Genomic DNA, 23,489 nt, shown 5'->3' with positions numbered 1-23,489 from the left:
GGATGCTTCAGACGATCGACCTGCGCGCTCGCACGCTCTCCGCGAGCGAGCTCTTGGCCGCTGTCCCGCGAGCGGAGATGGCGCGCGAAGCGGCTCTGACGGCGGCGGCGCAGATCGTCCATGATGTCGCCGCGCGCGGCGAGCAGGCGCTGCGCGAGCAGGCGGAGCGCTTCGACGGCGTCACCGATCACGCGGTGCGGGTTCCGGCCTCCCACCTGGACGAGGCGCTGGCAGAGCTCGCCCCCGATGTGCGCGCGGCCCTCGATGAGGCGATCATCCGCGTACGGACCGCCTCCGCTGCCCAGGTCCCGCCGTCCACGACGACCGAGCTCGCCCCCGGCGCCCGGGTGGTCCAGCGGTGGCAGCCGGTTCGACGCGTCGGTGTGTACGTCCCCGGGGGCAAGGCCGTCTATCCCTCCAGCGTCGTCATGAACGTGGTGCCCGCACAGGTGGCGGGCGTATCGGTCGTCGCGCTCGCGTCGCCTCCGCAGCGTGAGTTCGGTGGCCGCATCCACCCCGTGATCCTCGCGGCCGCGCGGTTGCTGGGCGTCGACGAGGTCTACGCGATGGGCGGAGCGGGCGCGATCGGTGCCCTCGCCTACGGCGTGCCCTCGCTCGATCTCGACCCGGTCGATGTGGTCACCGGCCCCGGCAACAACTTCGTCGCTGCAGCCAAGCGCGCCGTGGCGGGGCTCGTCGGGACGGATGCGGAGGCCGGCGCGACCGAGATCCTCATCGTCGCCGACGATTCGGCGCAGCCCGCGCTCGTGGCCGCGGATCTCATCAGTCAGGCCGAGCACGACGAGCAGGCCTCGGCCGTGCTCGTCACCCCGTCGGCCGAACTCGCCGAGCGGGTGAGCGCAGAACTCACCATCCGTCAGCCGCGCACGCGCCACGCGGAGCGGGTCGCTGCGGCGTTGTCGGGCCCGCAGTCGGCGATCGTGCTCGTCGACGACATCGACCAGGCGATCGCCTTCAGCAACGCCTACGCGCCCGAGCACCTCGAGATCCACCTGTCCGACCCCCGCGTCGACGAGTTCGTCAACGCGGGTGCGGTCTTCGTGGGCGATCACGCGCCCGTCAGCCTCGGTGACTACCTCGCAGGCAGCAACCACGTCCTGCCCACCGGCGGTCAGGCACGATACGCGGCGGGATTGTCCGCATCGACGTTCCTCCGCCCGCAACAGGTCATCGAGTACGACCGCGCCGCCCTCGCCGACGTGCGTGACGCGATCGTCACCCTCGCCCGCGCCGAAGCGCTGCCTGCGCACGGCGAGGCCGTCGAGGCCCGTTTCGAGGACTAATCTGGCCTGGTCATGCATTGCCCGTTCTGCCGCCATCCCGATTCCCGCGTCATCGACTCACGCACGACCGATGACGGACTCAGCATCCGTCGCCGGCGGCAGTGCCCAGAGTGCGGCGGGCGTTTCTCGACCGTCGAGACGGCGAGCCTGAACGTCATCAAACGCTCGGGGGTCATCGAGCCCTTCAGCCGCGACAAGGTGGTCTCCGGGGTGCGCAAGGCGTGCCAGGGGCGGCCGGTCACCGACGGCGATCTGGCGCTGCTCGCCCAGCGCGTGGAGGAGATCCTGCGACGTACCGGCAGCTCGCAGATCGACACCAACGAGATCGGGCTTGCGATCCTCGATCCGCTGCGCGAACTCGACGAGGTCGCCTACCTGCGGTTCGCGAGCGTCTATCAGGCCTTCGAGTCGCTCGAGGACTTCGAGTCGTCGATCGCCCAGTTGCGCGCCGACCACGAGCTGCGTGCGGCTGCCGCGTCGGAGCCTGTGGCCGACTGACGGTGCGCGACGCCGGGCTCGGCAGCGATAGCCTGGCTGTCGATGTATGACCTGCTCTTTCGCCGCGTTCTGTCCCGCATGGATCCTGAGACGGCCCACCACGCCGCCATGCTCGTCATCCGGGCTCTGGGTGTCCGTCCGCTCACGCCCATCGCTCGCGCGTTGACGCGCCCGGCCCCGCAGACCAGGGTCCGTGCCCTCGGGCTGCAGTTCGACTCGCCCTTCGGCGTCGCGGCGGGGTTCGACAAGAATGCGGTCGCCGCCGCGGGTCTGTACGCGCTCGGTTTCGGACACGTCGAGGTGGGCACCGTGACGGCCGTGCCGCAGGACGGCAATCCCCGCCCGCGGCTGTTCCGCCTGATCCCCGACCGCGCCGTCATCAATCGCATGGGCTTCAACAACGCCGGGGCGGATGCGGCGGCCGCGCGACTGCGCCGGCTGCGCCGGCGGCGCAAGCGCCCCGTTCTGGGCGTCAACATCGGCAAGAGCCGCGTCGTCGATGTCGCCGACGCCGTCGACGACTACGTCCGCAGTGCCCGTCTGCTGGCACCGCTCGCCGACTACCTGGTCGTGAATGTGTCGTCGCCGAACACGCCGGGGTTGCGCGGCCTGCAGGAGATCGACACGCTCCGACCGCTGCTCCAGGCGGTGCGTGCCGCATCCGGAGCGACCCCGTTGCTGGTCAAGTTCGCTCCCGACCTCTCCGACGATGGCATCCGCGCCGTGGCGCGTCTCGCGGTGGAGCTGGAGCTCGACGGGGTCATCGCCACCAACACGACGATCTCCCGAGAGGGGCTGCGCACGGCGCCGGACATCGTCGAGGCCGCGGGCGCCGGCGGGCTGTCGGGCGCTCCACTGCGTGGGCGTGCGATCCAGGCGCTGCGGATCGTCCGCGAGGAGGTGCCGTCGGACTTCTGCGTCATCGCGGCCGGCGGCATCGAGACCGCGCAGGATGTCCAGGACCGACTGGATGCCGGCGCCACCCTGACGCAGGGCTACACCGGATTCCTGTACCGGGGACCCTTCTGGGCGCGCCAGATCAACAGAGGCCTCGCCGCCGCTCCGTCGCGCGTGCGCTGAGACGAGAAAGCGGCCGGTCCTCGAGGGGCCGGCCGCTTCGTCGATGCGATCAGGCGGGACGCTGTCCGCGCCTCACCTGGGGCTTCGGCAGGCGCATGAAGCGCATCTGGACCGTGCGCATGGCGCCGTAGAAGCCGAGGCCCTTCTCGATGCGGTCGTCGCCGAACTTCGCGCGGGCGGCGCGCTTGACACGGATCGAGGTGATCACCATGTCGAGCACGGCCACGATGATGAAGGCCCACAGGACCAGGTATGCGTAGACCTGGATCGCCGGGATGCCGACGAACATGAGCAGGAGCACGGCGACCATGATGGGCATCACGAGTTCTGCGACGTGCCAGGTGGAGTCGACCCAGTCACGAACGAAGCGCCGCTGCGGACCCTTGTCGCGTGCCTGCAGGTAGCGGTCGTCGCCGTTGGCCATGCCGATGCGCGCCTTCTCCTGTCGCTCTCGCAGCTCGGCGCGGGCGCGCGCCTTCGCCTCCTTCGTGTCGGCGACGAGGGGGCGCTTGCGCGCGGCCTCGCGCTCGGCACGGGTGGGCGTCGCACGCCCCTTGCCGGTCGTCGGAGTGCTCGGCGCGTCGTGCGCGGCGGAGTCGGCAGAGGTCTTGGCCACGATGGTCCTCAAAAGAACGGGGGAGGGGTGCGCCTTAAGATTACCCGCATGACCTCCGAGAATCCCAGGAACGGAGCCGTTCACGAAGCGGCCGCCGCCGGCATCCCCGTCGCCCTCGCCGATCTGGGTGCGCTCGTGCGCATCCCTTCGATCGCGTGGCCCGCCTTCGACCAGGACGCACTCGTGCGCAGCGCCGAGGCGATCGCCGCCCTCGCGAAGGGGATCGGCATCTTCGATTCGGTGGAGATCGCCCGCTCGGCCGTGCCGGGAACGGACGAGCTGGGGCAGCCCGCGATTCTCGCCACGCGCGCCGCACGGAACGGTGCGCCGACCGTGCTCCTCTACGCGCACCACGACGTGCAGCCGCCCGGAGACGACGCCCTCTGGGAGACGCCCCCCTTCGAGCCCACGGTGCGCGACGGGCGCCTGTACGGGCGCGGCGCCGCCGACGACAAGGCGGGCGTGATGGCGCACGTCGCCGCTTTGCGCGCGATCCACGAGGTGTACGGCGACGAGCTCGAGCTCGGCATCGCGCTCTTCATCGAAGGGGAGGAGGAGTACGGCTCCCGCTCCTTCGCACAGTTCCTCGCCGATCACCGCGACCAGCTGCGCTCCGATGTGATCGTCGTCGCGGACTCGGGCAACTGGGATGCGGTCACCCCGGCGCTCACGGTGTCGCTCCGCGGCAACGCCCGCTTCACGCTCACGGTGCGCACACTCGAGCACGCTTCGCACTCGGGAATGTTCGGTGGCGCCGTCCCTGACGCGACGATGGCAGCCGTCAAGCTGCTCGCGACGCTCTGGGACGACGACGGCGCCGTGGCCGTCGCGGGTCTCACGGAGCGCGACGCACCCACTCCGGAGTACACGGAGGAGACCCTGCGCTCGGAGGCGGGTCTTCCGGCCGGGGTCACGCCCATCGGACGCGGAACGATCCTGTCGCGCATCTGGAACAAGCCCTCGGTGACGGTGACGGGCATCGACGCGACGAGCGTCGCCGCCGCATCCAACACGTTGGCGCCGGAGATCTCCGTCGTGGTGAGCGCCCGTGTGGCTCCGGGACAATCGGCGAGCGAGGCGTATGCCGCGATCGAAGACCACCTGCGCCGTCACGCTCCGTTCGGCGCGGAGCTGACGTTCTCCGACGTCGACCTCGGCGACGGCTTCCTCGTCGACACCGAGGGCTGGGCCGTCGAGGTGGCCCGCACGAGTCTCGCCACCGGCTACGGGGTCGACCCGGTCGATGTCGGCGTGGGCGGGTCCATCCCGTTCATCGCGGATCTCGTGGAGCAGTTCCCCGGCGCGCAGATCCTGGTGACCGGAGTGGAGGATCCGCATTCGCGGGCCCACAGCCCGAACGAGTCCCTGCACCTCGAAACCTTCCAGCACGCCGTGCTGGCGGAGGCGGCGCTCCTGGAGTCGTTGAACGCACGTCGCTGAACCCGCCCTCCATGCGGATCGGCGGCGTAGAATCGGCGTGATCCGTCTCTGTGCGGGAGCACCGCCTCGCAGCAGATGACATCGGACCGTACCCCGCAGTACACGAGGAGAGTCATGACCGACACCGCCCTGTCGAACGAAGCGACGGCCCGCGCACACGGCGTGGCCCTCACCGACGACGCAGCCGCCAAGGTGAAGAACCTGCTCGAGCAGGAAGGCCGCGACGATCTGCGTCTGCGCGTGGCCGTCCAGCCCGGTGGATGCAGCGGACTGATCTACCAGCTCTACTTCGACGAGCGCCTGCTCGACGGCGACCAGACGGTCGACTTCGACGGCGTCGAGGTCGTCGTGGACGACATGAGCGTGCCGTACCTCGACGGCGCGAAGATCGACTTCAAGGACACCATCTCGGAGCAGGGGTTCACGATCGACAACCCCAACGCGGCGGGATCCTGCGCCTGCGGCGACAGCTTCCACTGACCCCGCGACACGCCGTGAATCGGCGCGGTCGGGCTCGCTTTCACGCGATCCGGCCGCGCCGATTCGTCGTTCCGGGCTGGACGGGTGGCCTGAATCAGGTGTGAGCTTGCTCTAGACTGAAGGAAGCTTTATTCGTGACCTGGAAAGGTGCACCGTGCCTTCGAAACGTCGAATCCGACTAGCCGTTCTTCCGCTGGGGATCGCGACGGCTGCCATCCTCGCCGGATGCAGCCCGACCCAGTTGCACGGCTTCCTTCCCGGATTCACCGAAGACGGCCAGGCTGCGACGAACCACACCGACATGGTCGCCGGTCTGTGGGTCAACTCCTGGATCGTTCTGCTCGCCGTCGGCGTGATCACGTGGGGTCTGATGCTGTGGGCGATGATCGCCTACCGTCGCCGCCGCGGCCAGACGGGCCTCCCGGTCCAGCTGCGCTACAACATGCCGATCGAGATCTTCTACACGATCGTTCCGCTGATCCTCGTGGTCGGTTTCTTCGCCTTCACCGCGCGCGACCAGGCAGCCCTCGAGACCCAGACCGACGACCCCGACGTGTCGATCGTCGCGATCGGCAAGCAGTGGGCGTGGGACTTCCAGTACAACGGCGAGGAAGCCTCCGGCGACGACGCCGTCTGGTCCATGGGCATCCAGGCGCAGACCGACGCCGCGGGCAACGTCGACCAGTCGCAGCTGCCGACGCTGTACCTGCCCGTCGACAAGAGCGTCAAGATCAAGCTCGAGTCCCGCGATGTCATCCATTCCTTCTGGATTATCGACTTCCTGTACAAGAAGGACATGTACATCGGCCGTGACAATTACTGGTCGTTCACCCCGACCCGTGAGGGTACGTACGCCGGCAAGTGCGCCGAGCTCTGCGGTGAGTACCACTCGATGATGCTCTTCAACGTCAAGGTCGTCAGCGACGCCGAGTACGAGCAGTACCTCGACAGCCTGCGCGACAAGGGTCAGACCGGCGACATCCAGGACGCCTACGACCGACTGGGCAACCTGCCGGGCACCGGCGCAACCGCCAAGGGAGACGAGTGATCATGGCGACGACAGTCCCGCTTCAGGAAGCGCCTTCCCGCCCCACGACCCTGCCGCCGCGTCAGGCGGCTCTGCTGAGCTCCTCGCGGATCGAGCAGAAGGGCAACATCATCGTCAAGTGGATCACCTCCACTGACCACAAGACCATCGGGTACATGTACCTGATCGCGTCTTTCCTCTTCTTCCTGCTGGGCGGCGTGATGGCACTGATCATCCGCGCAGAGCTGTTCGAGCCCGGGATGCAGATCATCCCCACGAAAGAGCAGTACAACCAGCTCTTCACGATGCACGGCACGATCATGCTGCTCATGTTCGCGACGCCGCTGTTCGCGGGCTTCGCGAACGCGATCCTGCCGCTGCAGATCGGTGCACCGGATGTGGCGTTCCCGCGACTGAACGCCTTCGCCTTCTGGCTGTTCCTGTTCGGCTCCACGATCGCCGTCGCCGGATTCCTCACGCCCGCGGGCGCCGCATCCTTCGGCTGGTTCGCGTATCAGCCGCTCGCGAGCGCATCCTTCACGCCAGGCGCCGGAGGAAACCTTTGGATGCTGGGTCTGGGCATCTCGGGCTTCGGAACGATCCTCGGTGCGGTGAACTTCATCACGACCATCGTCACGATGCGCGCCCCCGGTATGACCATGTGGCGCATGCCGATCTTCTCCTGGAACACGCTCGTCACGAGCATCCTGATCCTGCTCGCGTTCCCCGTCCTGGCTGCGGCGATCTTCGCTGCTGCCGCGGACCGCGTGCTCGGTGCCCACATCTACGATCCGCACAACGGCGGCGTCCTGCTGTGGCAGCACCTGTTCTGGTTCTTCGGTCACCCGGAGGTCTACATCATCGCGCTGCCGTTCTTCGGCATCGTCTCGGAGATCTTCCCGGTGTTCAGCCGCAAGCCGATCTTCGGCTACAAGACGCTGATCTACGCGACCATCGCCATCGCCGTGCTGTCGGTCGCCGTCTGGGCGCACCACATGTACGTGACGGGCGCGGTGCTGCTGCCGTTCTTCGCCTTCATGACGATGCTCATCGCGGTGCCGACCGGTGTGAAGATCTTCAACTGGATCGGCACGATGTGGCGAGGATCGGTGACGTTCGAGACGCCGATGGTGTTCTCCCTCGGCTTCCTGGTGTCGTTCGTCTTCGGTGGTCTGACCGGCGTCATCCTCGCCTCGCCGCCGCTCGACTTCGCACTGAGCGACTCCTACTTCGTCGTCGCCCACTTCCACTACGTCGTCTTCGGAACCGTCGTCTTCGCGATGTTCGCCGGCTTCTACTTCTGGTGGCCGAAGTGGACAGGCAAGATGCTCAACGAGCGTCTCGGCTACATCCACTTCTGGATCCTGTTCATCGGCTTCCACATGACCTTCCTCATCCAGCACTGGCTGGGCGTCGACGGCATGGTCCGCCGCTACGCGGACTACTCGTCGGCGGACGGTTGGACGTGGCAGAACCAGGTGTCGACGATCGGCTCGATGATCCTGGCCGCCTCGGTCGTCCCGTTCCTGCTGAACGTCTGGATCACCGCGCGCACGGCGCCCAAGGTCACCGTCAACGACCCGTGGGGCTACGGCGGATCGCTGGAGTGGGCCACGAGCTGCCCGCCGCCGCGCCACAACTTCACGTCCATCCCGCGCATCCGTTCCGAGCGTCCCGGCCTTCGATCTGAACCACCCCGAGGCCGCCGTGCCGGTGGGCGTGGGACCCGCGAAGGATGCCCCTGACGCCCCGGTCGTCGATGCGGCCGACGGAGAGGTCAAGTAAGTGCGCACCAATATCAACCTGTGGTGGATCCTGGTCGGGTTCTTCGTCTTCATCGACGTCGTCTACACCGGCTGGAACATCCTCGCCCACCCCGATCTCGCCTGGCACAATGCCATCGAGTGGGTCGGTTCGGTCGCTCTGCTGTTCGGTGCCTTCATGGCGCTCATGATCGGGTTCTACACGCACCGCGTCTACAAGGCGCAGCAGGGTGAGCTGCCCGAGGACACGCTGACAGCCGACATCGACGACGGTGACCCTGAGCTCGGCGAGTTCAGCCCGTGGTCGTGGTGGCCGCTCGTGCTCGCAGCCTCCGCAGCAGTCGCGGCGATCGGTCTCGCGGTCGGCACCTGGATGCTCCCGATCGGCCTCGGCATCTTCGCCGTGGCGATCGTCGGCTGGGTGTACGAGTACTACCGCGGGTACTTCGCGCACTGATCCGTGCCGATCAGGCTCGACGCGGCCGCCGTCTCAGACATCGGCCGGTATCGCACGTCCAACCAGGATGCGGCCTTCACCGCATCCTGGGGGGCCGCCGTCGCGGACGGTGTCGGGGGAGGACCCTCGGGGGACCTCGCTTCGGCAGCGTTCGTGCACCGGCTTGTGCCCTCGCCCCTGACGGCGACGGATGCGGAGCAGCTGCTGGTACAGATCCGGGAGGCGAACTGGGACCTGCGCGCCCACGTGCAGCGCGATCCTTCGCTGCAGGGCATGGCGACCACCTTCACGGGTGTGTTCGTCGCACCCGAGGATCGGCTGCTGCTCGCCCACACGGGGGACTCCCGGGCGTATCTCCTCCGTCACGCGCAACTGCGTCGTGAGACGCGTGACGACTCGTACGTGCAGGCGCTCGTCGACAGCGGCCTGCTGACGCCCGAGGCGGCCGCATCGCATCCGCGCCGGAACATCATCACGGCGTCGCTCGGCGGCGGTGAGGAAGACGTCGTGTCGATCGCCGAGCGCGACACGGTCATCGGCGACCGATGGCTGCTGTGCAGTGACGGGGTCAGCGATTACCTGGACGACGAGGAGATCGGCCTGACGCTGCTCCGCCACCGCGGCGTCGCGGATGCTGCGGCTGCTCTCGTGGCGCTCGCTCTCGACAGCGGCTCGCGCGACAACGTCACGGCCGTGGTCTGCGACGTCCTCGACGGCGATGCCGCCGCGGAGCCCGCCGCGTTCAGCGGCTCGGCCAGTGAGCTCTTCCAGGAGGAGCTGGACATCTCCGCCTGAGCGTGGGCGCTATTCAGACGCGACGATCGACACGAGCGGGTCACGGTACCGCGGGAGACGCCCAGAGGCGTCCTCGGCGGGATACCCCTCGCGCACCCAGTACTCGTACCCACCGATCATCTCTTTCACGTCGTAGCCGGCCTCGATGAAGGCGAGCGCCCCCTTCGTCCCCGCGTTGCATCCGGGGCTCCAGCAGTACACGACGACCGAGGAGCCGGCGGGGATCAGTTCCGAGGCACGCTCCGCGATGTCGCGGTACGGCAGGTGGATCGCGCCGGAGATGTGACCTTGATCCCAGGCGGCGGCGCTGCGCACATCGACGAGCACCAGATCCTCACCGGCACGCCGGGCGGCGTAGACGTCCGAGGCGTCCGTCTCATGGGCGAGCTTGGCGGAGAAGAAACTGCGTGCGTCCTGCATGGTTCGACTCTAGGGAGCGCGTGGCCCGACGACAGCGGTCGGACTGTCGCCGACCGGCAGGATCCTGCCTGTCAGGTCAGGAGGCCGCCGATCGTCACGGGACTGTCGACGATGTTGCCGACGATTCCACGGATGACGTTCTCACCGGTCTCCTGACGCAGCCCTGCGTACCAGGCGGCAGTGGTCTCGGGGTCGAAGCCATGGGTCTCGGCCGCCCGCTTGCGCGCCCGGAGCACGAGGTCGCCGGCGCGGGCCGTGCGGGCCGCCTCGTATCGCCGGAGCGCGTCGGCGACGCCGAGCGTCGTCGTGGCGAAGACCAGACCGAGCACGAAGCTGTCCTCGAGGGCCGAGCAGGCGCCCTGGCCGATATCGGGAGCGGTGTTGTGCGCGGAGTCGCCCAGGAGGACGACGCGACCGCGCGACCACGTGTGGAACGGATCGATGTCCCAGATCTCGACGCGGTTGAGGGACGCTGCGGGGTCGATCGCGTCGAGGAGGACCTGCACGCCATCGGTCCACCCGGCGAAGGCCTCCCTCAGGGGGGCCACGCCCTCGCTGCGGTCGTAGGGGATCCCCGAGGGCTGCGGCACATCGAAGAAGAAGTAGAAGCGGTCGCCGGCGACGGGCATGACCGAGACGCGCTTGCCCTCACCGACGTACGTCGTCCACTGGTCGGTGGGGGAGATGCGGGCATCGACCGGGACGAGACCGTTGAAGTTGGTGTAGCCCGAGTAGCGGCGCTCCGTCGGCGCGCCCAGCACGTACTCGCGCGTCAGCGAGCGTGCGCCGTCCGCACCGATCACGAGATCGGCTCGGGCGGTGCTGCCGTCTTCGAACGCCACGGTGACCTCGTCGTCCGCCTCCGAGAGCCCTGTCATCCGCATCCCAAGATGGATGCGGTCAGCACCGACCGTGTCCATGAGCAGCGCCTGCAGGTCGGCGCGGGCGACCGGGTAGGCGCGCTGGCCCGTCTGCTGAGTCACGGGATCGAGGCTGAAGCGGCACATCTCGTCTCCGGCGAGCCCGTCGACGTAGGCCATGTAGTCCATGCGGCCGCCCAGTGCGGCCACTTCGTCGCCGAGGCCGAGCCAGTTGAGGACCTTGACACCGTTCGGCCACAGCGAGAGCGCGGCGCCGACGGGGCGGTTCTCGCGGATCTGGTCGTAGACGTGAACGTCGTGGCCGAGGCGGGCGAGCGCGATTGCTGCGCTCGTTCCGCCGATGCCTGCTCCGATGATGATGACTCGCACATCGTCACGGTAGCGAGGCGCTGTCACGGGAATGTTACAGACACCAACATCGATGAGCACAGATGAAGAGAGGGCCCCGATCCGTGGATCGGGGCCCTCTCTTCATCTGGACGGGTTACTTCTTGTCGTCGTCCGTCTCGGGCTTCTCCGCGCCCTCGAGGAACTTCGGCGCAGGAATCTCGACCTCGGCCTTGTCGTGCAGGGCGACGGTCGGGCGACCCTCGGCGGCGGCGCGCTCCGCCGCGCCCTCGAGCTCGGCCGTCTCCTCGGCGTCGATGTGGTCGATCTCGTGGTGCTGGTGCGCGAGAGCGGCATCCACCTCGGCCTGCGTGACCGGGGTGAGGCGGTCCTCGAAGAACCAGCGCGAGAGCGACGCACGCATGTTCTGGTGCCACGGGATGCGACCCTGAGCGTTGGGACGCACGACGAGGGGCTCGTTGACCTCGAAGTCCACGAGCTTCCAGCGCTCGTACTCGTCGACGGGCTGGTGCACCTCGATGTACTCACCGCCGGGAAGGCGCACGATGCGCCCGGACTCGTAGCCGTGCAGTGCGATCTCGCGATCCTTCTTCTGGAGCGCGATGCACAGGCGCTTCGTCACGAAGTAGGCGATGATCGGGCCGACGATGAGCAGAGCCTGGAGCGTGTGGATCACGCCCTCCATCGTCAGGTGGAAGTGCGTCGCGATGATGTCCGACGAGGCGGCGGCCCAGAGCACGGCGTAGAACGTGACGCCGGCGGCGCCGATCGCCGTACGGGTGGGGGCATTGCGCGGACGCTGCGCGATGTGGTGCTCGCGCTTGTCGCCCGTGATCCATGCCTCGATGAACGGGTAGATCAGCACGAGGACGATGAACAGACCCAGGATGCCCAGCGGCAGGAGGATGTTCCACGACCAGGTGCGGTCGAGGAAGACGAACTCCAGGTGCGGCGGGACGAGACGGAGCGCACCGTCGGCGAAGCCGATGTACCAGTCGGGCTGCGTACCGGCCGAAACGGGGGAGGGGTCGTACGGACCGTAGTTCCAGATCGGGTTGATCGTGAACAGCGAGGCGATCAGGACGATCACACCGAAGGTCAGGAAGAAGAACCCGCCCATCTTGGAGGCGTACACCGGGACCATCGGGTAGCCCACCACATTGCTGTTCGTGCGGGCGGGCCCGGCGAACTGGGTGTGCTTGTTGATGATCATGAGCACGAGGTGCAGAGCCAGCAGCGCGATAAGGATCGCCGGCAGCAGCAGGATGTGCAGCGTGTAGAGGCGTCCGACGATGTCGGTTCCGGGGAACTCGCCGCCGAAGAGCAGGAAGGAGATCCACGTGCCGACGACCGGGATGCCCTTGACCATGCCGTCGATGATGCGCAGACCGTTGCCGGAGAGCAGATCGTCGGGGAGGGAGTAGCCGGTGAAGCCCTCCGCCATCGCGAGGATGAACAGGATGAAGCCGATCACCCAGTTCAGCTCGCGGGGCTTGCGGAACGCGCCGGTGAAGAAACACGCGCAGCATGTGGACACCGATACCGGCGACGAACACGAGCGCCGCCCAGTGGTGGATCTGACGCACGAGTAGACCGCCGCGCACATCGAACGAGATGTGGAGGGCAGACTCGAGGGCGGCGGACATCGCGATGCCGCGCATCGGCTCGTACGCACCGTAATAGTGCGTCTCGACCATGGACGCCTGGAAGAAGAACGTCAGGAACGTGCCGGACAGCAGTACGACGACGAAGCTCCACAGCGCGATCTCGCCGAGCATGAACGACCAGTGGTCGGGGAAGATCTTGCGACCGAGCTCCTTGACGAGTCCCGAGAGGCTGGTGCGCTCATCCAGATAGTTGGCGGCGGCACCGACGAAGCGACCGCCGAGAGGCTTGCTGCGCTCCGAGGAGCCTGCAGGCATCGCGGGTTCCGTCGTGACGTTCTCCGTGGGGTGGGTTGCGGTGCTCAATGGCGCTCCCAGAAGCTCGGACCGACGGGCTCGGTGAAGTCACTGCGGGCGACGAGGTAGCCCTCGTCGTCGACCGCGATGGGCAACTGCGGCAGCGGACGCGCGGCCGGGCCGAAGATGACCTTCGCGCCGTCGGAGACGTCGAACTGCGACTGGTGGCAGGGGCAGAGGAGGTGGTGCGTCTGCTGCTCGTAGAGGGCGACCGGGCATCCGACGTGGGTGCAGACCTTGGAGTAGGCGACGATGCCGTCGTACGACCAGTCCTTGCGGTCCTCCGCCTCGATGAGCACGTCCTGCGGCATGCGCATGAGCAGCACGATCGCCTTCGCCTTCTCCTCGAGATAGCCGTCGTGGTGGCTGAGGGAAGCGAGCTCCTCCGGGATCACGTGGAACGCGGAACCGAGGGTGACATCCGATGCCTTGATCGGGCCACCGCTGGGGTCGTGCGCGAGGCGCATGCCCTCCTTCCACATGGTGTGGCTGAGCAGGTGCACCGGGTCGCCGGCGTACGGGTTCTCCGGGCTCGACTCGGGAGCCAGGCCGCGGAACAGGACCACGCCGGGAACGACGGAGGCGACGAGGGCGGCGAACAGCGAGTTGCGGATCATCGCGCGGCGTCCGAACCCGGACTCCTCGTTGGCGACGGTGAGAGCCTCGACGACCGCCTCACGGGTGGTGTCACGGCCGCGCGTCGCGTGACGGGGCTCGATGAACTCCTTGTCGGACATGATCGCCTTCGACCAGTGGATCGCGCCCACGCCGATGGCCAGCAGCGCGAAGGCGATGCCGAGTCCGATGAAGAGGTTGTTGTCGCGGATGGCCGCGATGGAGCCGCTCTCGATGGGGAAGACCATGTAGGCCACCACGGCCCACACGGAAGCCGCCACCGACAGGTAGAACAGCGTGTACACGGTGCGGACGGCGCGCTTCATCGCGGCGGGGTCCTTGTCGGTCACGCGCTCGCGGTGGGGCGGCAGACCGGGGTTGTTCACCGGGTCGGACACCGTCACGGCGAGCCCGCTGGAGGGCTTCCAGGAAGCCCTCTCGTGCTCGAGCGCGTCGTCCTCGTGTGCCATGGTGCTCCTCGTACGTTCCGTCAGTTCGTCAAAAAGATCAGTTGGACTTCGCGGTGATCCACACCGTGATGGCGATCAGCGTGCCGATGCCGAAGATCCAGATGAACAGGCCCTCCGAGACGGGGCCGAGAGAGCCGAGCGAGAAGCCACCGGGGGACTCGGTCTTCTGCATGTACAGCAGCGCCGAGATGATGTCGCGCTTGTCCTCGGGGGTGAGGTTCATGTCGTTGAAGACGGGCATGTTCTGCGGCCCGGTGACCATGGCGGCGTACATGTTCAGTGCGCTGGTCGTGTGCAGATCGGGGGCGTACTTGCCCTCGGTGAGCGCTCCACCGGCACCGGCCACGTTGTGGCACATGGCGCAGTTGATGCGGAAGAGCTCGGCTCCGGCGGAGACATCACCCTCGCCGTCGAGGACCTCTGACGACGGGTAGGTCGGGCCGGGCGCGATCGACTGGACGAACTTGGCGATCGCCTCGGTCTGCTCGTCCGTGAACTGGACGGGCTTCTGCGGAGCCTGCGGTGCCTGCGCCTGCAGGGGCATACGACCGGTTGAGACCTGGAAGTGCACCGACAGCTCGCCGACGCCGTAGAGCGACGGGCCGTTCTCCGTGCCCTGGAGGTCCATGCCGTGACAGGTGGCGCAGTTCGCCTGGAACAGCTTCTTGCCGTCTTCCACGGTGAGCTGGGACGCGGCCGTCTGCGTCTCGGTCGTGGCCGCCATCGCGGCTGACGCGCCGGCGTAGATACCGCCGGTCATCAGGAGGCCGATGCCGATCAGGGCGGCGGCGGCCAGGGGGCTTCGACGACCGGAGGTGCGCCGCTTCTTCTCACGTGCCATGGTGCTGGACTCCGGCTTCTTATTTCAGGAAGTAGATGACGAGGAACAGGGCGATCCAGACCACGTCGACGAAGTGCCAGTAGTAGGACACGACGATCGAGGTGGTCATCTCCTTGCGCCCGAAGTTCTTGACCGCGTAGGCGCGGCCGATGACGAGGAGGAACGCGACGAGACCGCCGGTGACGTGCAGGGCGTGGAAGCCCGTCGTCAGGTAGAAGGCGGAGGCGTAGGCGTTCGCCGAGATCGGCATGCCCTCGGTGACGAGCTGTGCGTACTCCCACACCTGGCCGGACACGAAGACGGCGCCCATGAAGAAGGTGAGGAAGAACCACTCGACCATGCCCCAGCGGCGCAGGTTCCAGATCGAACCGGTGCGGTACGGCTGGAACCGCTCGGCCGCGAACACGCCGAACTGGCACGCGAAGCTCGACAGCACCAGGATCATGGTGTTGACGGCCGCGAACGGAACGTTCAGCAGCTCGGTCTCCTGGGCCCACAGGTCGGGGGAGGTGCTGCGGAGGGTGAAATAGATCGCGAACAGGCCCGCGAAGAACATGACCTCGCTGCCGAGCCAGACGATTGTCCCCACGGCGACCGGATCTGGCCGTTTGACCGAACGGAGGGCCTGGTTGTATGTCGCTGGCGTCGTCACGCTCACCATTATGACCGATATTCACGGCCGACTCTTGCACCTCGCGCCCTCGAACGGACCTTGCCGCAGCTTAGGGCGACCTAAGAGATTGGGGCGAGCCCGCCGTGAAGACGCCCGGGATCTGGTGATCGGCGCCGGTTGGTCCGTTTCCGTCGCGATCGAACGCGCTCGGTAGGATCGGGAACCATGTTCCCCGCGCGCACCTGGTCCGACATCCTCACGGAATTGCTCGGGGGTGCCGACCTCAGCGTGTCGGACGCGACGTGGGCGATGCAGCAGATCATGGCGGGCGAGGCGACGCCCTCTCAGCTGGCCGGATTCCTCATCGCGCTGCGCGCCAAGGGGGAGACCGTGGATGAAATCGTGGGCTTCCGCGACGCGATCCTCGCGGCTGCTCTCCCGCTTCCCGTGCCCGCCGACGTGCTCGACATCGTGGGCACCGGCGGAGACCGCTTCGGCACGGTGAACATCTCGTCGACGGCCGCGATCGTCGCGGCGTCCACCGGCGTTCCGGTGGTCAAGCACGGCAACAAGGCGGCAAGCTCCTCCTCGGGGTCCTCCGACGTGCTGCGCGAGCTCGGCATCGACCTCACTCTGAGCCCCGATGCGGTCGCGGCGACCCTGGAGCGCGCCGGCATCACGTTCGCGTTCGCCGCGGCGTTCCACCCGGGATTCCGTCACGCCGGTCCCACGCGGGCCGAGCTCGGTGTCCCGACGGTGTTCAACTTCCTGGGGCCGTTGTGCAACCCGGCGCGCGCGGAGGCGAACGCCGTGGGCGTCGCGCATCTCGACCGCGTGCCGCTCATCACGGGCGTGTTCCGCACCCGCGGCGCGACGGCGCTCGTGTTCCGCGGCGACGACGGGCTGGACGAGCTGACCACGACCGGACACAGCCGGATCTGGGAGATCTCCCGCGGGGACGTTCACGAGCACGACCTGGATCCGCGGGATCTCGACATCCCGCTCGCCGACATCTCGGAGCTCATCGGCGGTTCGCCCGCCCACAACGCCGACGTGGTGCGGCGCGTGCTGGGGGGCGAACCCGGTCCGGTGCGCGACATCGTGCTGCTCAACACGGCGGCCGGGCTCGTGTCATACCGTCTGTCGCAGGATGCGGCCGAGGTGCAACGGCCGATCCTCGAGCGTCTCGCCGAGGCGAAGGACCTGGCGGCGGCGGCGATCGACAGCGGAGCGGCCGATCGCACGCTCGCGACGTGGGCGGCGACGACCCAGGAGCTCGCGGCGGGCTGAGCCCGAGGTGCGGCCGATATTCACGGCGCCCTGCCTTTCGGCGGTTCACAGCGCACCCCTAGGTTCGGAGCACCACCGTTCGAACCCACCGAGGAGCAGAGATGTCCACCGCCACCACCGCCGACACCATCGAGGCGCCCGCCAAGAAGGTCGGCTTCGTCAAGATCGCCGCAGTCCTGGGAATCCTGGGCGGCATTGCCCTCATCGTCGTGGGCATCGCCGTCTGGGTCATGGTCTCGTCGCAGCTGCGTGCCGAGAACATCGTCGTCCCCGACGATGCGATGGCCTTCCAGGGGCAGGTCGTCGACGGCCCCTTCACCGCCTATGTCCAGGCCGATATCATCCAGCACCATGCCCTCGAGGCCTCGAACGGTGCCACTTACGCCGAACTCGACCGCGACGACCCGGTGCGCGCCACGATGATGAACGCCTCGTTCCTTCGCGCCTCACTGTTCACCTCGGTCGTCTCCTTCGGTGTCGCCGCGTTCGCGATGGGAATCGGCGTGCTGTCGATCCTGTTCGGCTCGGCCATCTACCGGCTCGCCGCGGTTCCGGTCGTCGTTCGTCGCTCGAGCGTCTCCGGCGCCTGATCCGGTCGCGGGTCGGCGCAACGCCCGATCCGACCCGCGTTCATAGACTGGACGGATGAGCCCGCCCGCCCCGCCCCATGCTGGGGGTGCGGGGCGGGCATTTCCGTTCCTGGTCGTCATCGGACTGCTCGTCGCGGCGTTGAGCCTGCGTGGCCCGATCGTCGCTCCGACGCCGGTGATCCGTCAGATCGAGGACGATCTGGGGATCGGGGCGGCATCCGCGGGACTGCTGACCACCGCGCCGGTGCTCATGTTCGCGCTGCTCACCCCGATCGCGGCTCTCGTGATCCGCCGGGCGGGCGCCGAGCTGGCGCTGTTGGTGACGTTGACCGGCGTCCTTGTCGGCACCGCGATCCGCGCGCTTCCCGGTTATCCCGCGCTGCTGACGGGGATGATCGTCATCGGTGCGGCGATCACGATCGGAAACGTCGTGATCCCGGTCGTCATCCGCCGCGACGTGCCGCCGGACCGCGTCGCGTTCGTCACGGCGTCCTACACCGCGACGCTCAACGCGGGTTCGCTGGTGACGTCGCTGCTGACCGCCCCGATCGCCGAGGTCGTCGGCTGGAACCTCGCACTCGTGGGCTGGTCCGTGTTGACGTTCGCCGGGGTCGCCGTGTGGAGCGTCCATCTCGCGCGGGAGCGTCGGCGCGGCGCCGTGTGGGGTGAACGCTTCTCCGGTGCGCCAACCACCGCATCCGCCGGCGTGCGTTCCGTCGATGACGTCGCCGCACTGACGGGGCCGCTGCCGGTCGTGTCCGCGAGGGGCGGCGTCTTCCGGCGGCCGGTGGTCTGGCTGCTGCTGGGCGCTTTCTCGCTCCAGGTCACCATCTACTACGCGCTCTCGACCTGGCTGCCCTCGATCGGCGCCGACGAGCTGGGCCTCGACCGATCCGGTGCGGGGGCGCTCGCCTCCGTCTTCCAGGGGGTCGCCATCGCAGGATCCTTCCTCGTGCCGGTCCTCGCCCGCTACACCCCGCGCATCGTGGTGCCGCTGACCATCAGCGCCTGCTGGCTGACGCTCACCGTGGGCATGCTGTGGGCGCCCGAGCTCATGTGGGTGTGGCTCTCCTTCGGAGCTCTCGCGCACGCGGGCGGGTTCGTCGCGATCTTCTCCGCCGTCGTCACCGTGGCCCGCACCGATGCGGAGGCCACCACGATCTCCGCCCTCGTGCAGGGCGGCGGTTACGGCATCGGGGCCTTCGGCGCTCCGATCGCGGGCGCCCTGCACGAGGCGACCGGCGGATGGCAGGGGCCGTTGGTGCTCATGCTGGCGGTCGCGGTGGGTTATGCCGTCGCGATCCTCGCCGCGATGGCCTTCGTGGCGCGCGCGAACGCGGTTCCCAGACCCCACTGATCGGCGAACGCCGCCGCGTCGAGGGAGACCTCTCGGAGGGTCGCGTCGAATGTCGGCAACTCGAGGTCCCGCACCACGCGGACGACCGTGGGGGCGACGGCCAGGTACTCGGCGCCCGCGGCGACCTTCGCGCGCACCCCCGCGCTCATTCCCTCTCCGGCCGCCGCCGCTGCGATGATGCCGGCGAGGTCACCGTGCGCGGCGAGGAGCGTCGCTGCGGTCTTCTCGCCGATGCCCGCGACTCCCGGAAGGCCGTCGGATGCGTCGCCGCGGAGCACGGCGAAGTCGGCGTACTGGTGCGGTGCGACTCCGTACTTCGTGCGCACCACCTCATCCGTCACGATCTCGAGGTTGCTCATGCCGCGGGCCGTGTACACCACGCGAATCGCCGCCGCGTCGTCGACGAGCTGGAAGAGGTCGCGGTCGCCGGTGACGATGTCGACCGGCATCCCCGCATCCGTTGCGAGAGTGCCGATGACGTCGTCGGCCTCGTGCGCGGCGGCGCCGACGATCGGGATGCCGAGCAGGTCGAGGGACTCGCGGATAAGCGGGATCTGCGCCTCGAGCGGGTCGGGGACCTCCTCGACATCGGGGCCTGTCTCCACCTCGGCGACCACGCGGTGGGTCTTGTAGCTCGGGATGAGCTGCACGCGCCAGTCGGGGCGCCAGTCGTCGTCCCAACACGCGACGAGGTGGGTCGGCTCGTAGGCGCTGACGAGCTTTGCGATGATGTCGAGCAGTCCGCGCGCGGCGTTGACCGGCTGCCCGTTGGGTGCCTTCACCGAGTCGGGGACGCCGTAGAAGGCGCGGAAGTACAACGACGCGGTGTCGAGGAGCATGAGGCGGGACACGCGCTCATCCTGCCACGCGCGACGGTTCTCGCGAGTGGCGCAGACGCGGATCGGGCGCAGGGGCAGACTGGGGCGATGGATCCCATCGACGCGCTCCGCGAGATCGCGACGTTGCTCGAGCGCGAGCGGGCGTCGCGCTACCGATCGCAGGCTTTTCGTGCGGCGGCCGAGGCGGTGGCCGCGCTGCCGGCGGCGGCGCGGTCCGATCCGGAGAAGCTGCGGCGCACGAAGGGGATCGGGAAGAGCTCGCTCGAGGTGATCCTGCAGGCCGCCTCGGGTGCCGTCCCCGACTATCTGGCGGAGCTGAGAGAGCGTGTCGCCCCCGAGGAGTCGAGCACGTTGTTCGCTCGGCTTCGCGGTGATCTCCACGCGCACTCGAACTGGTCCGACGGGCAGGCGCCCATCGCGGCGATGGCGGACGCGGCGCGCGCGATGGGGCGCGAGTACGTCGCCCTCACGGATCACTCGCCGCGGCTGCGGGTGGCGAACGGCCTGACGGCCGAACGGCTCGCCCAGCAGCTCGAGGAACTTCCGCAGTACTCCGGGGACGGATTCACGCTGCTCAGCGGCATCGAGGTCGACATCCTCGAAGACGGGTCACTCGATCAGACGCCGGAGATGCTTGCGCGGCTGGACGTCGTCGTGGCGAGCGTGCACTCGAAGCTGAGGATGGCGAGCGCCGAGATGACGGCGCGGATGCTGGGCGCGGTGCGCGACGAGCACACGGACGTTCTCGGCCACTGCACCGGACGCCTCGTGGAAGGCTCCCGGGGGACACGGCCGCCATCCGACTTCGACGCACAGCGCGTGTTTGCGGCCTGCGCCGAACGCGGCGTCGCCGTGGAGATCAACTCCCGACCCGAACGCCAGGATCCGCCGGACGAACTGATCGCGATCGCGTTGGATGCGGGATGCCTGTTCGCGATCGACAGCGACGCCCACGCCCCGGGGCAGCTGTCGCTCCTCGACCACGGCGCCGTACGCGCCGAGCGCGCGGGCGTCCCCGAGGAGCGGATCGTCACGACGTGGCCGCTCGACCGGCTCCGCTCCTGGCTGGCGCGCGAGCGCTGAGCGCAACCGGGGAGGGTCACGCCGCGGCCGCGGCCGCCATGACGAGAACGGACAGCCCCATGGCGGCGAACTGTGCCGATGCCAACCGCCTCACGGCGCGGCGCGCAGCGTGGGCGGACCAGGCCGCGTAGCCGAGGGCCGCCCCGGCCACGATCATGTTCAGGCCCGCGGCGGAGAGACCGTGGTGGGTGTGGGCGGTGGACGCATGCGTCGAGGACATCGTCACGAGCAGCACGGCCATCAGCACCATCCCCAACGCCGTGTGGACGACCATCGTCGGATGAGCGCCACCGGGCGCGGCCGTGACCGGGCGCCGGCGGTGTGCGGCCGCCATCCCCATTCCCGCCACGAGAAGGACCCCCGCCCAGAGGATCGGCGCGACGAACTGCGTCAGGCTCGCATCGACCATGGCGATGAGCATGAGGACGGAGGCGCCCACGTCCCGGGCTCGCGCCCGCCGTCGATCCGCTGCCACGCAGCAGGCGGAGACGAGTGCGGGCGCGAGCGCGCCGGCGTGCAGGAGGTCGACCACCTCAGTCGTGGCCGTGGTGGCCGTGACTGTGGTGATCGTGACCGTGGTGAGCGTCGTGAGAATCGTGGCCCGCGCCGGGTGCGCAGTGAGCGGTGGGGGCGGGGACGTCCAACACAGGGCTGCGATCGGTCTCTATGTGCTCGCAGCCCTCACCCAGGTCGCCGGCTTCGCCGTGACGGGCGGGGACCTCGCGGACAGCGCCTCGCCCATCAATGAGCTCGCCGCCGCTTTCGGCGTCGGCGGGTGGGGGATCGTCGCCGACTTCGGGATCGCCGCATCCTTCCTGGCCTGTGCCATCGGCTCGACCACGGCGTTGAGTCGCGTGCTGTTCGCCATGGGCCGCGACGGCGTGCTCCCCGAGCGGCTCGGTCACGTGCACCGGCGCTTCGGAACGCCGGTGGGGGCGCTCGCCGTCAGCCTGCCTGTGATCGGGTGTGCGCCACTGGCGCTCCTGGCACTGGGGACCGACATCAGAGATGCCATGCACCTCACCATCTCGCTCGGGGGAGCCGGCTACATCACGGCCTACGCCATCGTGTGCGTGGCGGCGCCGTTGTTCCTGCGCCGCATCGGTGAGCTGACGCCGGGGGTCGCGGTCATCGCGTTCGTCTGCGCAGGAGCCCTCGCCTGCGCTCTCGTCGCGTTCTTCGTCGTGGACGCCGCGTCGGGAAGTCCGGCCCTGTGGGTGATGCTGGCGCTCGCCGGCGCATTGCTCGCACTCGTGATCCTGCGGCTGCGTCGCGCCCGGCCCGCTCGCGTGGGAAGCTACGACGAACCGACGGCCGCCCATGTGCTCGGCGGTGTCGCTCGCGGCGCCGGAGAGTCGTCGTGACCCTGGACCCGGAGACTGCGGCGCCGTCGCTGACGGCTCGGCAACCACGAGCCGTTCACACCGCCCTCGCGGTGCTCGAGGCGGTCGCGGCGCGCGGAGCGGGTGTCACCGCGCGGGAGATCTCCGCCGCCCTCGCGCTCCCGCGCGCCACCACGTATCGGCTGCTCAACCTCCTAGTGGAGGACGAGTATCTGGTTCGCACACCGGATCTGAACGGATTCGCGCTGGGGGCGAAAGTCGCTCAGCTCGCCGCCGTCGTATCGCCCGCGCGGCTGCACACCGCGGCACGCGCCGTCGTGAGCGCGGCGAGATCGGCGCTGCGCGGTGGCGTGCACGTCGTGCTCTTCGACGCCGGTCGGCTGATGGTGGCGGACATGGACCCCGACTTCCCGTTGAGCGATGCCGTGCTGCTCGCGCGGGAGCCCACCAGGTTCGCCCTCGGACGCCTCGCCCTCTTGGATGCCGCTCCCGTCACTGCCGACGCGCGTCGAGCGGCGGAGGATCTGCAGCGCTACGGGGCGGTCCGGCAGATCGGCGAGGTCGCGATCGGGCGCGGCTGTCTCGCCGTTCCCATCCGCGCACCCGACGGGCACCTCGCCGCCGGCATCGGCTTCAGCGGATCGCGCCACCGCGTCGAGCACCCGGAGGACGTCGTGGGGATCCTGCGCTCGGCAGCGGCGGACCTGACGCCTCTGCTCACCTGAGGTGCCAGGCACGTAACAGCGCCGACATGTGCCACGGACAGGATGGCCTCATGTCTCTCGCTTCCTCGCTCTCCGCCTCCCTGCCCGCTTGGCTCCTCGACGAGCTCGATTCGCTCCCCGAGGTGCTTGCGACCGCGGAGGAGCGGATGGATCTCGTCAACGCCCTCGCCGACCGCAACTGGCGTGAGGGCAGCGGTGGGCCGTTCGCGGCGATCGTCGTCGAGGCCGCGACCGGACGTCTCGTCTCGGCGGGGGTGAACGTGGTTCTGGCCTCGGGCCTGACCTCGATGCACGCCGAGGTGACGACGCTGAGCCTCGCGCAGACCGCACTCGGACGCTGGGACCTGGGTGCGGACGGTGCTGAGCTCGAACTCGTGGTCAATTGGCGCCCGTGCGTCATGTGTTACGGCGCCACCATGTGGAGTGGCGTGCGTTCCCTCGTGGTCGCCGGAGAAGGCCCTCTTCTGGAGGAGCTCACGGGCTTCGACGAGGGACCCGTGGTGGACGACTGGGCCGCCCAGTTCGAGCGGCGCGGCATCCGCGTGACCATCGGCGTCCGCCATGACGAGGCCGTCGAGGTCTATCGGGCGTACGGGGCGAGCGACTCCGTCGTGTACAACGCTCGCGGCGCCGTCGACTGACCGTTGCGCGAT

General features: G+C 68.7%; 23 protein-coding genes and 2 pseudogenes. 16 read left to right on the top strand and 9 right to left on the bottom strand.

Going from position 1 to position 23,489, the window contains the following annotated elements; translation table 11 throughout:
* Window positions 1-2 precede the first annotated feature (2 nt).
* Genes hisD through QE377_RS00685 form a run of 3 tightly spaced genes read left to right on the top strand, consistent with a single transcriptional unit; the run spans window position 3 to window position 2,882 of the window.
* Window positions 3-1,304, top strand: coding sequence for a histidinol dehydrogenase (gene hisD, locus QE377_RS00695; protein WP_307318662.1), 1,302 nt, complete (start codon window positions 3-5; stop codon window positions 1,302-1,304).
* Window positions 1,305-1,316: 12 nt separating this feature from the next.
* Window positions 1,317-1,802 carry a transcriptional regulator NrdR gene (nrdR, locus tag QE377_RS00690; RefSeq protein WP_307318660.1) on the top strand — a complete coding sequence of 162 codons (486 nt, stop codon included), beginning with the start codon at window positions 1,317-1,319 and terminating at the stop codon, window positions 1,800-1,802.
* Window positions 1,803-1,844: 42 nt separating this feature from the next.
* Window positions 1,845-2,882, top strand: coding sequence for a quinone-dependent dihydroorotate dehydrogenase (locus tag QE377_RS00685; protein ID WP_307318658.1), 1,038 nt, complete (start codon window positions 1,845-1,847; stop codon window positions 2,880-2,882).
* A gap of 49 nt (window positions 2,883-2,931) precedes the next feature.
* On the opposite strand, the gene QE377_RS00680 is transcribed toward QE377_RS00685, so the two are convergent.
* Window positions 2,932-3,498, bottom strand: a complete 567-nt coding sequence (locus tag QE377_RS00680; RefSeq protein WP_307318656.1) for a DUF3043 domain-containing protein — start codon at window positions 3,496-3,498, stop codon at window positions 2,932-2,934.
* Between the two features lie 48 nt (window positions 3,499-3,546).
* Here QE377_RS00680 and QE377_RS00675 point away from each other — a divergent pair, with 48 nt between their 5' ends.
* From QE377_RS00675 to QE377_RS00650, 6 genes and pseudogenes are all read left to right on the top strand, one after another.
* Window positions 3,547-4,938 (top strand): dipeptidase, encoded by a 1,392-nt coding sequence (locus QE377_RS00675; RefSeq protein ID WP_307318654.1) that lies wholly within the window; start codon window positions 3,547-3,549, stop codon window positions 4,936-4,938.
* Window positions 4,939-5,052: 114 nt separating this feature from the next.
* Window positions 5,053-5,418, top strand: coding sequence for an iron-sulfur cluster insertion protein ErpA (gene erpA / locus QE377_RS00670; protein ID WP_307318652.1), 366 nt, complete (start codon window positions 5,053-5,055; stop codon window positions 5,416-5,418).
* A gap of 154 nt (window positions 5,419-5,572) precedes the next feature.
* Window positions 5,573-6,466, top strand: coding sequence for a cytochrome c oxidase subunit II (gene coxB / locus QE377_RS00665; protein WP_307318649.1), 894 nt, complete (start codon window positions 5,573-5,575; stop codon window positions 6,464-6,466).
* A 2-nt stretch (window positions 6,467-6,468) separates the two neighbouring features.
* Window positions 6,469-8,230: pseudogene (ctaD, locus tag QE377_RS00660) on the top strand (cytochrome c oxidase subunit I).
* On the top strand, window positions 8,231-8,665 hold the full coding sequence (locus QE377_RS00655; protein WP_137416753.1) for a cytochrome c oxidase subunit 4: 435 nt from the start codon (window positions 8,231-8,233) through the stop codon (window positions 8,663-8,665).
* A 3-nt stretch (window positions 8,666-8,668) separates the two neighbouring features.
* Complete coding sequence (locus QE377_RS00650; RefSeq protein WP_307318645.1) at window positions 8,669-9,460, top strand: PP2C family serine/threonine-protein phosphatase; 792 nt, start codon at window positions 8,669-8,671, stop codon at window positions 9,458-9,460.
* 9 nt (window positions 9,461-9,469) lie between these two features.
* On the opposite strand, the gene QE377_RS00645 is transcribed toward QE377_RS00650, so the two are convergent.
* From QE377_RS00645 to QE377_RS00620, 6 genes and pseudogenes are all read right to left on the bottom strand, one after another.
* Window positions 9,470-9,880: a rhodanese-like domain-containing protein gene (locus tag QE377_RS00645; RefSeq protein WP_307318643.1), complete on the bottom strand. Its 411-nt coding sequence runs from the start codon at window positions 9,878-9,880 to the stop codon at window positions 9,470-9,472.
* A 71-nt stretch (window positions 9,881-9,951) separates the two neighbouring features.
* The gene (gene hpxO / locus QE377_RS00640; protein WP_307318642.1) at window positions 9,952-11,130 is read right to left on the bottom strand and encodes an FAD-dependent urate hydroxylase HpxO; all 1,179 of its coding nucleotides are present in this window, start codon (window positions 11,128-11,130) and stop codon (window positions 9,952-9,954) included.
* A gap of 115 nt (window positions 11,131-11,245) precedes the next feature.
* Window positions 11,246-13,031: pseudogene (locus QE377_RS00635) on the bottom strand (cytochrome bc complex cytochrome b subunit).
* A 44-nt stretch (window positions 13,032-13,075) separates the two neighbouring features.
* Entirely contained in the window at window positions 13,076-14,155 is a 1,080-nt protein-coding gene (locus QE377_RS00630) for a ubiquinol-cytochrome c reductase iron-sulfur subunit (protein ID WP_307318641.1), read from the bottom strand.
* Window positions 14,156-14,192: 37 nt separating this feature from the next.
* A complete protein-coding gene (locus QE377_RS00625; protein WP_307318639.1) occupies window positions 14,193-14,996 on the bottom strand; it encodes a c-type cytochrome in 804 nt (267 codons plus the stop codon).
* A gap of 19 nt (window positions 14,997-15,015) precedes the next feature.
* Complete coding sequence (locus tag QE377_RS00620) at window positions 15,016-15,657, bottom strand: heme-copper oxidase subunit III (RefSeq protein WP_137416759.1); 642 nt, start codon at window positions 15,655-15,657, stop codon at window positions 15,016-15,018.
* Window positions 15,658-15,834: 177 nt separating this feature from the next.
* On the opposite strand from QE377_RS00620, the gene trpD reads away from it, so the two are divergent.
* The 3 genes from trpD to QE377_RS00605 all read left to right on the top strand — a co-directional run bounded on the left by trpD (window position 15,835) and on the right by QE377_RS00605 (window position 18,846).
* A complete protein-coding gene (gene trpD / locus QE377_RS00615; RefSeq protein WP_307318636.1) occupies window positions 15,835-16,899 on the top strand; it encodes an anthranilate phosphoribosyltransferase in 1,065 nt (354 codons plus the stop codon).
* A gap of 101 nt (window positions 16,900-17,000) precedes the next feature.
* Window positions 17,001-17,489: an aromatic ring-opening dioxygenase LigA gene (locus QE377_RS00610; protein ID WP_307318634.1), complete on the top strand. Its 489-nt coding sequence runs from the start codon at window positions 17,001-17,003 to the stop codon at window positions 17,487-17,489.
* 55 nt (window positions 17,490-17,544) lie between these two features.
* A complete protein-coding gene (locus QE377_RS00605) occupies window positions 17,545-18,846 on the top strand; it encodes a CynX/NimT family MFS transporter (protein WP_307318633.1) in 1,302 nt (433 codons plus the stop codon).
* On the opposite strand, the gene QE377_RS00600 is transcribed toward QE377_RS00605, so the two are convergent.
* The gene (locus QE377_RS00600) at window positions 18,777-19,685 is read right to left on the bottom strand and encodes a 5'-3' exonuclease (RefSeq protein WP_307325800.1); all 909 of its coding nucleotides are present in this window, start codon (window positions 19,683-19,685) and stop codon (window positions 18,777-18,779) included. The genes QE377_RS00605 and QE377_RS00600 overlap by 70 nt on opposite strands.
* An 87-nt stretch (window positions 19,686-19,772) precedes the next feature.
* On the opposite strand from QE377_RS00600, the gene QE377_RS00595 reads away from it, so the two are divergent.
* Entirely contained in the window at window positions 19,773-20,768 is a 996-nt protein-coding gene (locus QE377_RS00595; protein ID WP_307318631.1) for a PHP domain-containing protein, read from the top strand.
* Between the two features lie 16 nt (window positions 20,769-20,784).
* On the opposite strand, the gene QE377_RS00590 is transcribed toward QE377_RS00595, so the two are convergent.
* Window positions 20,785-21,207, bottom strand: coding sequence for a hypothetical protein (locus QE377_RS00590; protein WP_307318629.1), 423 nt, complete (start codon window positions 21,205-21,207; stop codon window positions 20,785-20,787).
* Between the two features lie 229 nt (window positions 21,208-21,436).
* On the opposite strand from QE377_RS00590, the gene QE377_RS00585 reads away from it, so the two are divergent.
* Genes QE377_RS00585 through QE377_RS00575 form a run of 3 tightly spaced genes read left to right on the top strand, consistent with a single transcriptional unit; the run spans window position 21,437 to window position 23,477 of the window.
* Window positions 21,437-22,132 (top strand): amino acid permease, encoded by a 696-nt coding sequence (locus tag QE377_RS00585; protein WP_307318628.1) that lies wholly within the window; start codon window positions 21,437-21,439, stop codon window positions 22,130-22,132.
* Entirely contained in the window at window positions 22,129-22,836 is a 708-nt protein-coding gene (locus QE377_RS00580; RefSeq protein WP_307318627.1) for a helix-turn-helix domain-containing protein, read from the top strand. The genes QE377_RS00585 and QE377_RS00580 overlap by 4 nt, the downstream gene beginning before the upstream one ends.
* Window positions 22,837-22,886: 50 nt before the next feature.
* Window positions 22,887-23,477: a nucleoside deaminase gene (locus QE377_RS00575; protein WP_307318626.1), complete on the top strand. Its 591-nt coding sequence runs from the start codon at window positions 22,887-22,889 to the stop codon at window positions 23,475-23,477.
* The last annotated feature ends 12 nt before the right edge of the window (window positions 23,478-23,489 follow it).

Source organism: Microbacterium sp. SORGH_AS_0862, from assembly GCF_030818795.1.
GTDB lineage: Bacteria > Actinomycetota > Actinomycetes > Actinomycetales > Microbacteriaceae > Microbacterium.
The sequence above is the reverse complement of the archived record's forward strand: the minus strand, read 5'-3'. Positions and strand labels throughout refer to the sequence as shown.